General features: G+C 57.2%; 13 protein-coding genes. All 13 read right to left on the bottom strand.

Annotated elements, in window-relative coordinates; translation table 11 throughout:
* Position 1: 1 nt before the first annotated feature.
* The 13 genes from DYE26_RS30530 to DYE26_RS30475 all read right to left on the bottom strand — a co-directional run bounded on the left by DYE26_RS30530 (position 2) and on the right by DYE26_RS30475 (position 13,747).
* On the bottom strand, positions 2 to 1,261 hold the full coding sequence (locus DYE26_RS30530) for a glycosyltransferase (protein ID WP_036620364.1): 1,260 nt from the start codon (positions 1,259 to 1,261) through the stop codon (positions 2 to 4).
* 35 nt (positions 1,262 to 1,296) lie between these two features.
* Positions 1,297 to 1,569 (bottom strand): hypothetical protein, encoded by a 273-nt coding sequence (locus DYE26_RS33225; RefSeq protein WP_127463449.1) that lies wholly within the window; start codon positions 1,567 to 1,569, stop codon positions 1,297 to 1,299.
* Positions 1,524 to 2,321: a glycosyltransferase family 2 protein gene (locus DYE26_RS30525; protein WP_051985307.1), complete on the bottom strand. Its 798-nt coding sequence runs from the start codon at positions 2,319 to 2,321 to the stop codon at positions 1,524 to 1,526. Before DYE26_RS30525 ends, DYE26_RS33225 begins: the two co-directional genes overlap by 46 nt.
* Before the next feature lie 14 nt (positions 2,322 to 2,335).
* Positions 2,336 to 3,391: a glycosyltransferase family 4 protein gene (locus DYE26_RS30520; protein ID WP_036620361.1), complete on the bottom strand. Its 1,056-nt coding sequence runs from the start codon at positions 3,389 to 3,391 to the stop codon at positions 2,336 to 2,338.
* Positions 3,392 to 3,673: 282 nt separating this feature from the next.
* Entirely contained in the window at positions 3,674 to 4,396 is a 723-nt protein-coding gene (locus DYE26_RS30515) for a glycosyltransferase (protein ID WP_036620360.1), read from the bottom strand.
* Positions 4,393 to 5,337: an NAD-dependent epimerase/dehydratase family protein gene (locus DYE26_RS30510; protein ID WP_036620357.1), complete on the bottom strand. Its 945-nt coding sequence runs from the start codon at positions 5,335 to 5,337 to the stop codon at positions 4,393 to 4,395. The genes DYE26_RS30515 and DYE26_RS30510 overlap by 4 nt, the downstream gene beginning before the upstream one ends.
* Complete coding sequence (locus DYE26_RS30505; protein ID WP_036620355.1) at positions 5,313 to 6,146, bottom strand: SDR family oxidoreductase; 834 nt, start codon at positions 6,144 to 6,146, stop codon at positions 5,313 to 5,315. Before DYE26_RS30505 ends, DYE26_RS30510 begins: the two co-directional genes overlap by 25 nt.
* Positions 6,143 to 7,129, bottom strand: a complete 987-nt coding sequence (locus tag DYE26_RS30500; RefSeq protein WP_036620353.1) for a polysaccharide biosynthesis protein — start codon at positions 7,127 to 7,129, stop codon at positions 6,143 to 6,145. The genes DYE26_RS30505 and DYE26_RS30500 overlap by 4 nt, the downstream gene beginning before the upstream one ends.
* Positions 7,122 to 8,213, bottom strand: a complete 1,092-nt coding sequence (gene wecB / locus DYE26_RS30495; RefSeq protein ID WP_036620350.1) for a non-hydrolyzing UDP-N-acetylglucosamine 2-epimerase — start codon at positions 8,211 to 8,213, stop codon at positions 7,122 to 7,124. Before wecB ends, DYE26_RS30500 begins: the two co-directional genes overlap by 8 nt.
* A 25-nt stretch (positions 8,214 to 8,238) precedes the next feature.
* Positions 8,239 to 9,816, bottom strand: a complete 1,578-nt coding sequence (locus DYE26_RS30490; RefSeq protein ID WP_051985306.1) for a glycosyltransferase family 4 protein — start codon at positions 9,814 to 9,816, stop codon at positions 8,239 to 8,241.
* A 39-nt stretch (positions 9,817 to 9,855) separates the two neighbouring features.
* Positions 9,856 to 10,992 carry a CgeB family protein gene (locus tag DYE26_RS30485; RefSeq protein ID WP_036620349.1) on the bottom strand — a complete coding sequence of 379 codons (1,137 nt, stop codon included), beginning with the start codon at positions 10,990 to 10,992 and terminating at the stop codon, positions 9,856 to 9,858.
* A 27-nt stretch (positions 10,993 to 11,019) separates the two neighbouring features.
* A complete protein-coding gene (locus DYE26_RS30480) occupies positions 11,020 to 12,123 on the bottom strand; it encodes a CgeB family protein (RefSeq protein WP_036620347.1) in 1,104 nt (367 codons plus the stop codon).
* A 721-nt stretch (positions 12,124 to 12,844) separates the two neighbouring features.
* Complete coding sequence (locus DYE26_RS30475; protein WP_115311357.1) at positions 12,845 to 13,747, bottom strand: transposase; 903 nt, start codon at positions 13,745 to 13,747, stop codon at positions 12,845 to 12,847.
* Positions 13,748 to 13,986 lie beyond the last annotated feature (239 nt).

The following is a 13,986-nucleotide window of genomic DNA, read 5'->3' as shown; positions in this document are numbered from 1 at the left end:
CCTATAATGTAGCCAGCCCTGTTCCCGGGCCGGTTCCCGGCGCGGTGCCGGGACCTGTATATGGTGCCGTACCGGGTCCTGTGTACGGCGCAGTACCGGGACCCGTATACGGCCCCGTTCCCGGGCCGGCATTGATATATAGATATTGCGGCACGGGTACCGCTTCGAAAGCGGGAACAGCGAATACAGGCTGCAGTGCCGGGACGGCAGGTTGGTCCTGAAGTTGGGGTACCGGAAGCGGCGAAACCGAAGGTGTGGCGGATCGGGCTTGCCAGGCTGGTTTGGCTTCGGGAGTTGTTATAGGTAATGCTGGAGTTTTCGTTGGCGATTCGGAAGCTTTTACTGGAGATTCGGGAGCGTTTGCTGGCGATTCGGGAACGTTTGCTGGGGACTCGGGAGCTTTTACGGATGAATCCAATTTCGGGTGCGCGGAGCTCGGCTGCGGCTTGGAAGAAACGGGGAGAACGGGGGATATTGGAATCAACCGCTCGACCGTTTTCCATCCGGTGGCCGCGTTTTGAGCAAACACCGGTTTATATCTTCCTCCCAAGCGTTCCAAAGCGTCAAGAGTGGTCCATTCCGTCATTTCCGCGTAACGTTCGGTTTGAAGGGCAGTGTGGTTTTTGCCGTGTTTGCGGTGAATATAAAGCATTTGATCTACCCAATGGAAGCGGTATTTTTCCATAAGCCGCAGCAGGATCCGTCTATCCTCCATTACCCTGCCTTCGTACGGATCGTCGGTCGGCCACCCGCCGACGGAACGGACGGCGCTGACCCGGTAAAACCGGGGCCAGACGGAAGAATTGGCCAGGAGAAAATCGTAAATATCCTTAAACTCGCGGCCTTTGTAGACCGCCGTTTTGATCCGGTTTCCGGAAGCGTCCTCGTAAACATACTGAATATTGCCGGATACCACCGCGATGTCCTCCGGCAGCTTTGAAGCTTCGTTCAGCAGCACGGTTAGCGTGTGCGGGTAAAACCAGTCGTCGCTGTCCAGTTGTATCATATACGGCGTTTTCACCAGTTCCAGGCCTTTATTCAGCGCTTGGGACTGGCCGACATTTCGGGGCAAACGGATTAAATCGACCCGTGAATCCGATAAGTACTGTTCGATTTGCGGCAGGTAGTTTTCCGTGGAGGCGTCATCGATCAGAATCAGCCTCCAGCCCTTCTCGATTTGTTTAACAACACTCTCCACAGCATCCTTGAGAAAGCCGGCAGGATTATAAAATGGAATCAAGACCGTTACCAAAGTACTCATTTATTAGAAACCACCTTTCTAAACATCAATGGGCGTTAAACTGAGGTTCCCGGTCCTGTGCCTGGCGCTGTCCCGGGAACCGTGTAAGGCCCGGTGCCGGGTCCGGCATTTTCCGTTCCATACGGTGAAATGTACGCCGGGGGCGTTGGAGCGTCGAAGGACGCGGCCCCGGGCCTTGCGCCGGCGAAACCGGCGGCTTGCTTATTGCGTCCGGCGGCTTCGCCGGCGGGGGCGCCGGACGGGCTGCCGGCACCGGCCTGCTTTACCCCCCGGGCGAGACGGGAATCAGCCGCTCCAACCTTTTCCACCCAATCCCGTAAGTAACAAACACGGGTTCGTATGTCCCGCCCCATCGTATCAAAGCTTGACGGATGGACCATTCCACCATCTCGGCGTATAAGGCGACCTGATTCGTATGGTTGTTGGGATGCCGGCGGTGGATATACAGCATTTGGTCGACCCAATGGAACCGGTAACGTTCAATAAGCCGCAGCAATACCTGCTTATCCTCCATTACCCGGCCGCCATACGGGTCGTCCGTCGGCCACCCTCCGACCAAGCGGATCGCGCTCGTCCGGTAAAAGCGGGGCCACAAGGACGTGTTGGCCAAAATAAAGTCGTATTTGTCGGTAAATGGACGGCCTTGGTTCGTCGTGGTAAACATCAGGTTGCCCCGATCGTCCTCATGGATCACCTGCATGTTTCCCGAGAATACCGCGACGTCTTCCGGCTGCTTCCGCGCTTCGTTGACCAGGACCCCAAGCGTGTGAGGGAAAAACTTGTCATCGCTGTCCAATTGAACGATAAACGGCGTATCCACCAATTCAAGCCCCCGGTTCAGCGCCTGGGATTGGCCGACGTTCTTCTCCAGTTTAAGCAGCTTGATCCGGGAATCCTGAAGATATTTTTGGATTTGCGAATGAACATTTTGCGTGGAGCCGTCATCGATCAAAATTAGCTTCCAGTCCGTAAACGTCTGTCCGATGACGCTTTCGACAGCTTCGCGCAAAAACCGCCCGGGGTTGTAAAAAGGCATTAATACCGTTACGGGCGTACTCATAAACGGACCCCCTTTTATTTACTGTAATGATCGCGGCATTTGCGAATAAATGCATACCAAAGCTTGGCAATTTCCTGGGGTTCCCCCCGCAAGCTTTCCTGGATCGCCGCTTCCGACAGGCGTTTCGCTTTAGCGGAGTCGTTGAGGAGCACGGACAAAGCGTCGGCGTACTTGTTCAACGACGGCTCCGTCCATTCGTACGGCCTGCTCGTGGCCGGCGGATGCCCCCATTTCATTTCGTCCAACAGCATTTGGCTTCCGGCGACTTCAGGCAGCGCCGCTACTTTAGCCGCGATAACCGGCACGCCGCAGGCCATGGCCTCCCGCACGTGAGTGGCTCCGGTCTCCCACTTGCTGCCGCATACCAACGCATGCCAGCGGCGTATGATTTCCGGCATTCTGGAGTGCGGAACGGCGGTCAAAATTTTAACGTTAGGCAACGGTTCCTTCATCCATTCATGTTTGAATTTTGGGGGTTCGGCATGGACCATCTCAAAGGTGACCTCCGGGAAGCGTTTGGCCAAATAGGGGATAACTTCAGCCCCCTTCGTATATTTGCTGGGGTGATCGTATCCGATCCAACCGACCACGGGATGGCCCGCTCGCTGGCCCGGATAAAACAACGTACGATCAATTATATTGGGGATGATTGTGACGAGATTCGGATCATACCCCTTCCAACGGTCGAGCAAATTCTTTTTCTGGAACTCTGAATATACCACCACGGGAACCATGGCTTTCGGCGGTTTGGATAACTCGATATTAGGTCCCACGCTCCAGCCGCGGCTTCGTGTTTCTTGATCGTACTGCCACGAATTGAAGAAATAGTGATTCCAATAACCGGGTTCGTTCATGGCAACCAGATTAACATACTCCATTCCCTGCGGCCGAGTATCTTCCTTCCGCAAAGTGAAAGCGATATTCAAATCAGCAGGACATAGGAGGGATAACCACTTTGCGCGAATCTTGGCTTCGATCACAGGGCCTTTGGCGGCTTCAAGCTTAATAAAATCGGTAACGAATTTGAAGGAAAACACCGCGGGATCGCCCTTTATTCCGGTTTGTTTCATACTGCCCCTCCTTTTTCTTGGGATTTCGGTTCAAACCTGAAGAATATCGGTAAACTTTAAAATCGCGAAGCGAAAATTTTTGAATTCTATGAATTGCCACCGCCAACCTCCTCTCAGATTTTTTAAGTTTCGTAGTTTACTATATTCTCTTAAAAAGTAAGAGGTTTGAGCCAAGCGCGTAATTCCGAACCCAGGCGCAAAAAAACGCGAGGGCCGGAAGCGTCAGCCTCCTGCTCTCGCGCTGAAATCTCTATATGTCATTAGAATGGTTAAAGTCCGGGATCACATGTTCATCAAGGACAAAATCCGGATTACCCGCTCCCGGTATCGGTTTTGAGTATGGACGATCTCCTGCTGGATCTGCTCGCGGTGCCGCAGCGTTCCCATTCCATCGTGCCAGCGGTAGCCGGTCAAAGATTCGTTCAGAAACGGAAAATACGTTCCGCTCAGAATCGCCCGGTACCAGAAATCGAGATCATGCGTATACGGCAGCGACTCGTCAAACAAACCAACGGCCGCGAACAGATCCCGCCGGATCATCACCGTGCAGCCGTTAACCGGATTCGCGTGCAGAAAACACCGGTATAAATCGGCGTTGTTCCGCAGCATACCGGGCGGGACGGCATGATGCCGCGTCACATTGCCCGCGCTGTCGATGCAATGAAAATTCGTATGGGATATGGCGGCGTTTTGCCGCTGCATGAAAGCGACTTGCCGGCTGATTTTATCCGGATAAAAAACGTCGTCCGAGCTGAGCCACGCAATATATTCCCCGCTGGCATGGCGGATGCCGTGATTGAGCGCCGAGGCCGTTCCGCCGTTTGCTTTTCCCAGATAATGAATATGCGGACGGTAGGTCGCAAGCCGCTCCGCATGACTGGTTGAGCCGTCGTCGACCACGATCACCTCCAGCGGACGGTAGGTCTGGTTCAAGGCGCTTTTAACCGCTTGCTCCACGTACGGGCAGTTATAGAACGGTATGATGACCGAAACCGTCGGTGTCATCGAAACTCTCCTTTCGTGCCGCGAAAATAACCAATGACGTCGGTTAGCGAGGCGGAAAACGGAATGAGCGGCTTCCAGCCCAGCCGGGACAGAAACTCCGGTTCGGCCGGTTTGGCCTCCCCGCCGGAGGGCTGCGGATCGGAATCCCCCCATTGCAGGGGAATCCGTGTCCCCGCGAGCTGCTGCACGGCTTCCGCCACCTCCAAAAGGTTCCGCTCCTGCCCCGAGCATACCGGATATTCCTCGCCGCTGCGGCCGTAAGCGAGCAAATATCCGTAAGCCCGGACCGCGTCGCGGACATCGAGGAAATCGCGCCGGACGAGCCGGGACGACAGCCGGAACGGTTCGTCCGTGAAACCGAGTTCCGCCCGGGCGACCCGCCGGGCGAGCAGGGAGCAAATCCCCGTCGACGGTCCCGGCCCGGTCAAATTGGACGGCTCCGCCACCATGATGAACTGGTTGAACAGCGCTTGCCAGGTTAGGGCGATCGCCTTCTGCAGGCTTTTGCTCAAGCTGTAGGGATGAGGCGGACGGTAAGGGGGCGCAAGCGGAACCGATAAGCGCGACCCCGCGATAAGCACGCGGCAGTCCGGAAACGGGCGCAGCGCTTCAAGCAGGGACAGCAGGGAAAATACGTTGGTTTGCATGTATAGCAGCGGGTCGTCCCAGGATTCGGGGACGGAATTTTTCCCTCCGAGATGCAGCACGTAATCGGGGGCCGCTTCGCGAACGATCGCCGGCAATTGCCGCGAGTCCAGCAGATCGCAGGAGTAATACCGGATCCTCGCGTCCGCGCCGGACGTATCCGGGATCCGGTTGTGAACGAGCCCGGCGACCTTCATGCCGAGCCCGGCAAAATACCGGCAGGCGTGAGCGCCGGTAAACCCTGCCGCGCCCGTGACGAGAATAGCGCGGCCTAGCAGTGCTTCTCCTTCGTCCATCGTTCCAACTCCTCCAGCATCTCGCGGTAATGAGGCACCTCGTATTTCCAATCGCTGCGGGTCTGGATCAGCGTCCGATCCTGAACCGGCTCGCCGCTGGGCACGACGGCGATATCCGTCCGCCCCCAAATCTCCCGGAACAGCAGCAGCAAATCATGTTTGCTGATCGGCTCCGGATAGGCGAGATGGATCAGGCCCGAAACCGGAGAGTCCAGCAGCGCGTCGACGGCTTTGGCCAGTTCGAGCGTCGTCACGCCGTTCCACAGCACCCTCCGGTATCCGGAAACCGTCCCTTTGCTGTTCATAAACCAATGCATCAGCCCGATGCCGCCTGGGCGGATTTCCGGGCCGATGATAGAGGTGCGGATCGTCACGTGGCCGGGCGCCCGGACTTCGCCGAGCGCTTTCGTCAGCGCGTAAACGCTTGTGCCGTCCGGCTCGTCATCCTCGCGGTAGCCGCCGCGCGTGCCGGAAAACACACAGTCCGTGCTGATATGGATCAGCCGGGCGCCGGCAATATCGGCCGCCCGGGCAAGGCGGTGCGGCAGGAAGCCGTTGATGTGATACGCGGCGATCTTGTCTTGCTCGGCAAACTGGTTCAGTACGCCGATCGCGTTGACGATGACGTCCGGCCGCACCGCTTCGACCAGCTTCTCGACGGCTACACAGTCGGCGGCGTCCATGATCAGCCCGTGCGGATCCCTGTGATCCCGCGTCGTGTAAAACACGCTGTGCCGCCCCTGCCGCCGGAAATAGTCCACCAAAATGTGGCCGGCCATCCCGTTCCCGCCCAAAATCAGCAGCTTCATGACAGGAACCCCCCGCGCCGCAGGATGTTCCGAATCTCCTCTTTCGACATCAGATTGTCGGCGGAACTGAAGCTCGTGAAGGAAACCGGCGGGCAATGCTTGTAGCGCTCCTTCAATTCGGGCATGTTAATCGTCGGCAAAATGACGAGATATTGCTCGTCGTAGACGACCGTCGACAGGCTTTCGAATTCGCTCATCAAAATTTCATGGATCTTCTCGCCCGGACGGATTCCCCGCTCCACCAGCTTGACGTCCGGCAAACCGGAATCCTCGATCAGCACCTCGGCGAGGTCGACGATCCGGCAAGTCGGCATCGTCATGACGAAAATTTCCCCGCCGACGCTTTCGATCGACGCTTTGAACAGCAGGGAAATGGCGTCGGGAAGCGTAAGGAAAAAACGCGTCATATTCATATCGGTGATCGAGACTTCGCCCTTTTGGCGGATTTGATCCTTGAACAGGTGCACGACGCTGCCGTTCGTTCCCAGCACGTTGCCGCCCCGCACCGTAACGAAGCGGGTTCTGCCGCGCAGCAAATTGGCGTAAACGATCAGCTTCTCGCCGATGGCCTTCGTCATCCCGTAAAAATTGGACGGATTGGCGGCTTTATCCGTTGAAATGTAAATCACTTTGTCCACGTCGTTTTCAAGCGCGGCCTCGATGACGTTTTGCGTGCCGATCACATTGGTCTTGAGCGCCTCGTAGGGCTGATCCTCGCAAACCGGCACGTGCTTCAACGCCGCCAGGTGAAACACGTAGTCCACGCCCTGGCAGGCGGTCGACAACGCTTCTTTGTCGCGGATGTCGCCGATGCAGAAGCTGAGCCGATGATCCTCGAATTGCCGGTTCATGGCGACCTGGGCGGATTCGCTTCGAGAATAGATGATGACTTCCCGGGGGTGCTGCGGAAGCAGCTGCTGGATGAGCTCGTGTCCCCAGGAACCGGTCCCCCCGGTGACCAAAATACGTTTATTCTCAAACATGCCGTTTCCCTCCAAGCAGAAATTTGACAACCTTTACCGATACATCCTTCGCCAAATAGCCCTGCGGGGGCTCCCAATCCCGAGGCAGCTCGATCATCGCCGCCGCCGACCGCAGGATGCTTTCGGCGTCCAGTCCGGAGACGATATTGCTTCCGCAATCGACCGTTTCCGGCCGTTCCGTCGTCCGGCGCAACGTTACGGTCGGCACCCCCATAATGCAGCATTCTTCCTGGACGGTGCCGCTGTCGGTCAAGGCGCAGCAGGTGTGGCGTTCCAGCTTGACGAAATCGAAAAAACCAAACGGCTCGTGGAACTCGACGAGGGGATGCATGCTCATCCGCAATTCCTCCGTCATCTTGGAGCGGGTGCGCGGGTGAAGGCTGCATATGAGGCGTCTTCCGTACGTTTCGGCGACCTTGTTCAGGCCGTTCAGGATTTCGCGCAAATGTGCGGGGCGATCCACGTTTTCGGCGCGGTGCGCCGTCACCAGAAAATAATCGCCCCCCGTCAGATTCAGCCGCTGCAGAATGTCGCTGCTTGAGATTTCACGTTCATAATGCTGAAGCACTTCGTAAATCGGGTTGCCCGTGAGCACGATGCTGCGGCTGGGGATCCCTTCGGCGAGCAGATGCTGCTTGCTTTGCTGTGTATAAGGCATGTTGATCGAAGAGACGGCATCGATGATTTTGCGGTTTTTCTCCTCCGGAACCTCCAGGTCGAAGCAGCGGTTGCCCGCTTCCATGTGCGCGACCGGAATCCCCATCCGTTCGGCCAAAATCGCGCATAAGGCGCTGTTCGTATCCCCCAGCAGCAGCACCCGGTCCGGCTTCTCGTCCTCCAAAATCCGCTCCATTTGCGAGAACATGACGGCAAGCTGGCCGCCGAGCGTCGTTTGGCGGTCCTGTAGGCAGTAGTCCGGTTCCCTTAAACCAAGCTGCCGAAAAAAAATACCGCTTAAACTGGAGGTGAAGTTCTGACCGGTATGCACCAAGACGTGGCGATCCGCGTACCGGTCGAGCAGCGGGATGATCAGGCTGAGGCGAATGATTTCCGGGCGGGTGCCCAGTATCGTCATGATTTTCACATTCTCACTCCCTGTTGTAGAATCGTTAAGGATGACGGCGTACGGGAGCGGAACGCCGGCGCTGCCGCCCGGGCTTCCGCGAACGAACGCTTCCCGCGGAGGAACGCGCGGGCCGGGTCCGGCGCCGATGTTTTCGCGCCGCCGGACCCGGCCTGCGCTTGCCGGCGGAACGGCTAACGCCCGTCCGCTTCTTGACCCCGGCAGGCCGCGGGCGGCGTTTGGCTTTGGCGGGGCGTGCACGGCGTTTTGCGCCAGGAGCGGGCCGGGGCGGCGCGCCATGCCCGGAAGGCGCAGGCTCCGCGGCCGCCGGCAACAGCGAAGGCGGGGGCGCCGCTTGCTCCCCCTCCTCCGCGGCGGCAGCCGGGGGCGAAGCCTCCCCCGCCGTCCGGTCTCCATCCGCAGGAGTATTTCCCGGAGCGGAGGTCAGGCGATGCAGCTGCTCCAAAAACTCGTGAAACCGGCCCATATAGGCGGCCGGGCCAAAAACCTCCTCCACCCGAATGCGATTGGCCTGGCCGACTGCCGCAATCGTGTCGGGAGAGGCCAGCAAACCGGATATTTTGGCCGACAGGCCGGCGATGTCCCCGGCCGTAACCAGATAATCCCCGTTGCCCGTACCATTTAAAATTTCCTGCAAACCGCCGGAGGCGTAAGCCACTACCGGTTTGCCGAAGATCATCGCTTCCATCGCGGTCATCCCGAACCCTTCGTTGATCAGGCTCGGAATGACCGTAATGTCCATGGCGCTGTAAGCCGCCTCGATTCTGTCCTCGTGGTCGACGAAGACGATGCGGCCGCTTCCCGCCTGAGCCGCCAGCTTGCGCAGAGAACGGTGGAAGGCGCGGTCCGCCTCCCCGCCGATGACGACGAATCGGGCATGCGGAAACGCTTTTTCCAACCCCAGGGCGGCTTGGATAAAATGATCGGGGCCTTTTTCGCGGATGAGAAATGAGGAGATATACCCAACCACCGTCTCCTCCGGCCGGACTCCCCATGCCCGCCGTTTGCCCAGCCGCAGCTGCGGCCAACTCCCGGGGGGCTGAAACTCCCCACTCTCCCAGGAAGGGAACAGCAGGTTCAGCTTATCGGCCGCTATCTGCCTGCGGAAGGGGCTTAACACCGCTTCGGATATGCCGACGATCCGGTCGCTGTAACAGTCGATCAGGCGAACCGGCTCTTCGGCATAGCCGTTATCCCGCACGACCTCGGTGATATGCCACACCACCGGAATGCCAAGCCGTTTGGCCGCGACCGGCGGGACGATATTGACGCAGGTATTGACGAATACGCCGTCCGGCCGATGTGCGGCAAGCAGGCCGGCGATCTGCTCGGCGGCCTTGCCGCCCATCAACCCCTCAGCGTCCCGGTTCAGTCCTTCATATGGGGAGCACATCCCGTACAGCAGCGGGATATCGCAAACCAGGACGCCGATTCCGCTGCGCCGGGCCAAATAGGTTAACCGGCCTTCCCCGGGGACGACCAGCGTGCAGTCAAAGCTGGCGGACAGCCTCTTGGCCAAAAACAACAACAGTTTTTCGGCCCCCGTAATGTTGCGGACATTGCTCACATGCGAGAACAAAAACAGCTTTTTTCGCTCCGGCAACGCCGTCACCTCCGTTTATGAAGATCCCGGACCTTGCCGTCATCCGAAAATGTGACGCAGCATTTCGTCCAGGCGATTAGCGTACGTATGATCGCGGTACGTTCTTTCCAGAGCGTTCAGCGCTATCTCTCGTCTTTCTTTTTCATGGTTCAGATAGAAGTGGATCTTATCCAGCATCTCTTGAGGGGAAGAGAACGTTTCGATTTCTTTGCCCGGCTCGTAAAAAAGCGCCAGATCATCGCGGGCATCCACCAGCTGCAGCGTGCCGCAGGCCGAGATTTCAAACGTCCGCGGATTCGGCGACACCGCCTGGACGCCGGCCGTATTGTTGTTGACCGATTCCTCGAACGGAGAGCGGTGCAGGTTCAGAACGATTTTCGTCCCGCTATAGGCTTCGGCCGTTTCCACCGGCCCCATCCATTTGTCGAGTTCGATCCGGTCGGCATACTGCGCATATTCCGGCAGGCGATCCCACCAGATGCCGTTTATAACCAAGCCATAATTCATCAAATCGCCGATCACCGGCTGCAGGTAAGTCACCCTGTTCCAGTAGGCCGAGCCGATAAAGCTGAGGTTCCGGCGGATCGGCGACGGCGTCAGCGTTGGACGGTAATGCTCCGTATGCGCTGCAAAAGGCAAATAATGCACGCGGCTGCAGCCGGCCGAGCGGTATAAATCGATGCAGTTGCGCTCGAGTGTAAACACGAAATCATAATGAGAGGAAAGTTCGACGGTCATATCCGTATAATAAGGATCGTCCGTGAACCAGACGGCCGTGGCAATGCCCATGGCCCGCACCGCGTCGATTTGTTCGGTCGGCATTTCCATGCCGTCGAGCACGAGTACGAGATCCGGTCGCAATGCGTTTGCGAGATCCGGGAGAAGCTGCCCCGGCTCGAAAACGATCACCTCGGTAACCAATGTCCGAAGCGTCGCCGTAATCGCTTCGTCGATCGGAGCATAGGGGAACCCTTTCCCGGAAGCGACATATACCACCTTGGCGTTGCGCACCGCAAAAGGAGGCCGTTCCCGCTGCATGATAACGCTGGCCCGGCCGCGCAAATATCCTTCGTGGTATCCGTCCTGCAGCCCGGAGCTTCTCCCGAGCTGCGCCGGATCGGCAGGGTTGCTTACAGGGGCAAAGATCACGGACTCTGGCGATTGTACTGTCAACATAATGTCACTCCTTCAAAAATTTGATCGTTAACGGCTGCCGTCGGCGAAGACGGCTTCGAGAAGACGTCCGATCCGGTCGCCGAATGTATGGTCGCGCCGCGTCGTCCAGAGAGCACGCCAGGCGATCTGCTGACGCTCCTGTTCACGCTCAAGATAATACGCGATTTTATCCCTAAGCTCGGCGGCATCGCGAAACGTCTCGATGTCGTCACCGGGATGATAATAGGAGGTCAAGTCGGATCGGACATCCGTGATTTGGAACGCACCGCAGGCGGCGATCTCATACGTCCTCGGATTGATGGACCCTCCCGTGATATTCAGGCCGTTCCGATTGTCCTGCCCCGTCAAGGTGGGGCGGTGAATATTTATGACGATTTTGGAGCCGTTGTAGTAAGGGACCGTCTCCTCGGGGGGGATCCAGCCGGGACGAATGAACCGGGCCAGCCGGTCGTAATTCGTCAGCCGCTCCCAATACCCTCCGGCGATCAGCACTTTTTTGTCCTGCAAAAACTCCGTTAAATGATCAAACAGCTCCACGCGGTTCCAAAAGGCGTTGCCGATAAAACAAACGTCAAACCGATGCTCCGGACCCGTCCGCACCGGTCTGAACACCTGCGGATTCGCCGCCAGGGGCAAATAATGAACCTCCCGGCAGCCGGCGTCCCGATAAAGGGACACGCATTCCATCTCATGAGTGAATACAACGTCGTAAAATAGCGACAAATTGCGGGTATCATCCGTAAAATAAGGATCATCGACGAACCAGACGGCCGTGCGCATACCCATCTCGCGGATCCGGGAAATCTGCTCGGCATGATCGGCGGGGAACACATGCAGCGCGTTCATCACCAGCACCAGATCGGGTCGGAACTGCTCCGCCTCCTGCAGCATCGTTTCCGGAGATGCGACCCTGCTCTCGTGCACCGCTTCCTGCAGGGCAGCCGCCACTCCGCCGTCGATCGCCTCAAATCCTTGAGGCACATAAAGTACGCGCCAGCCGCGTTTTTCCCGGGAAACCGCCGGAATGCGGTCCAGAACGGCCCGGCATCCTCCAAAACGGTATCCCTCATTATATCCGGCCTGATAAGCTTCGCCGGGAGCATTTGCCATCTCGTTCATCAAACTCTTCATCCTATCTTTGTGGGATTCCTGGGTCTTAATAAATATATGCCGAGGGGACACGTGCATCATGGACGACTACCCGGAAGCCTTAGAAATTGGCGAATGCCGCCCGTGAAATAACCTAGCCTCATTCCGTTTTTCCCGGGAAAATCCGCCTTTTCCCGGATACGGACGACGGGCGTTCGCTTATTTTGGCGTTTGCACTTTTGCGCAGATGTCCCCGAGGGCGGCTTGTCCAGGCAGATTTGAGGTAAGTAGGGTCATCTGTGCCGTTACATTTTGCAAACCTCCGTTTTTCCGCAAATAACGGTTAATTCGAAAACCGATCATGGCAAGAAACGCGGAAGGGAGTTGAAAGCTTGAGGATAAGGAAGTGGGGGGAAGGGCGGCAGATCAACACTTGTTTCCGGAGTCTTTGCACGATTATTCCGTTTAATCAGGTAGCAGAGAGAAAGACAAGCTCGGGAGATAAAAATATTTGTGGAGAAGCAGATAGGTTCGAGATAATTTAAACGGGCTTAGGAGAAGAAATCAGGTTTAAAGGAAGTAAAACATACCGAAAGGGAATCAAGACAGGGGATCAAGGACAAGACGCGAAGGAAACGAAAAGACCGTGATTTTGCTGTAACCTGAGCCCTTCCATCTGCAGCAATGCCTGTACTGTTCATGCTAATCCACACCCAATTAAGTTGTTTTGCATCAAGTAACCCTACCCGTTCAAGCGCCACAATCAGGCTGCGGCTGCAAGGGGCTGGTTCGGTTGGCGCGCGATCAGCCGGCGGTAAGGGATCGCCGGAATCGCCACACACATGCGCAGTAACTTCTGCCGCATCGTTTCTTCCGCTCCGGACAGGCGCAGCCGGCGGCGTCCGGTGTATTCGTTCAGGTACGCCTGCAGATGCTTCAGTCCCAAGGCTCCATACGTACTCTTCAGCGATTCCCACGCCTCTCTCACCACTTTCCGCAAGGGCGCATACAGCCGAAAGGCCTGAGGAAACAACTGTACCGCCGATGTATGGACATCCACATGCCCATTGATGAACGCATCGAGTTCGTGACGGTTTGCCCTCTTTTCGCCTCCCCGCTTATGCGGCACCAGGCGGATTTTGACGTGCTCCGGCTCGCCCGACTCCGTTGCCGTGCAGCCGGCTACGACCGCCGAGGCATACGGATGCGAAAGCTGACACCGGGACGGATTACGCCCATACTGATCGCTGTTCACCTTCACGTCTCCGGAGAGCAGTTCCCGGGCATCGAACTCCCCCACGGCATGGCGTATTTTGTGCAGCATCGACCAGGCTGTTTTGTAGGCGACCCGGATCACCTTGCTCAGCCGCAGCGCCGAGATGCCGCCCTCAAGCAGGAACAACTCCAGGGCCTGAAACCACTTCACCAGGGGGAGATGCGTTCCTTCAAAAATCGTACCGACCAAAGGCGATGTTTGATGCTTGCACTTTCCGCACTCGAACAAGGGGATATGCCGGGAAGTCAGACGGCTGCACCGGGTGTGAGCGCAGCGCGGGCAGACGAAGCCGTTTGGCCACTTCATCGCGATTAGCGCTTCCATGCAGTCCTGCTCGCTGTTAAAACGGCTGCTGAATAGCTGAAGTTCCGTTCCCGTATTGACTTCCATGCCCGCTCACCCCCGAATCAAGAATACACGAACATAAGTTCCGTTTATTTCATTATAGCAAACACACGTTCTCTAATCAAGCTAAAAATCTCACCCAAGCCGCCTTATTTTTTCCTCATCTTTTTTGGTTTTTCATCTCTCTTTTTTTGGAACCCTTGCTCTAGCCCCCACCCCCTGCTCCCTGCTCCTTAACGAAGGGGATAATCGTGCAAAGGCAGGCAGCAGGCAGGGACACCACC

It is taken from the genome of Paenibacillus macerans (assembly GCF_900454495.1).
Lineage (GTDB): Bacteria > Bacillota > Bacilli > Paenibacillales > Paenibacillaceae > Fontibacillus > Fontibacillus macerans.
Note: the sequence above shows the minus strand (reverse complement) of the source record. Positions and strands in the feature narration are given on the sequence as shown.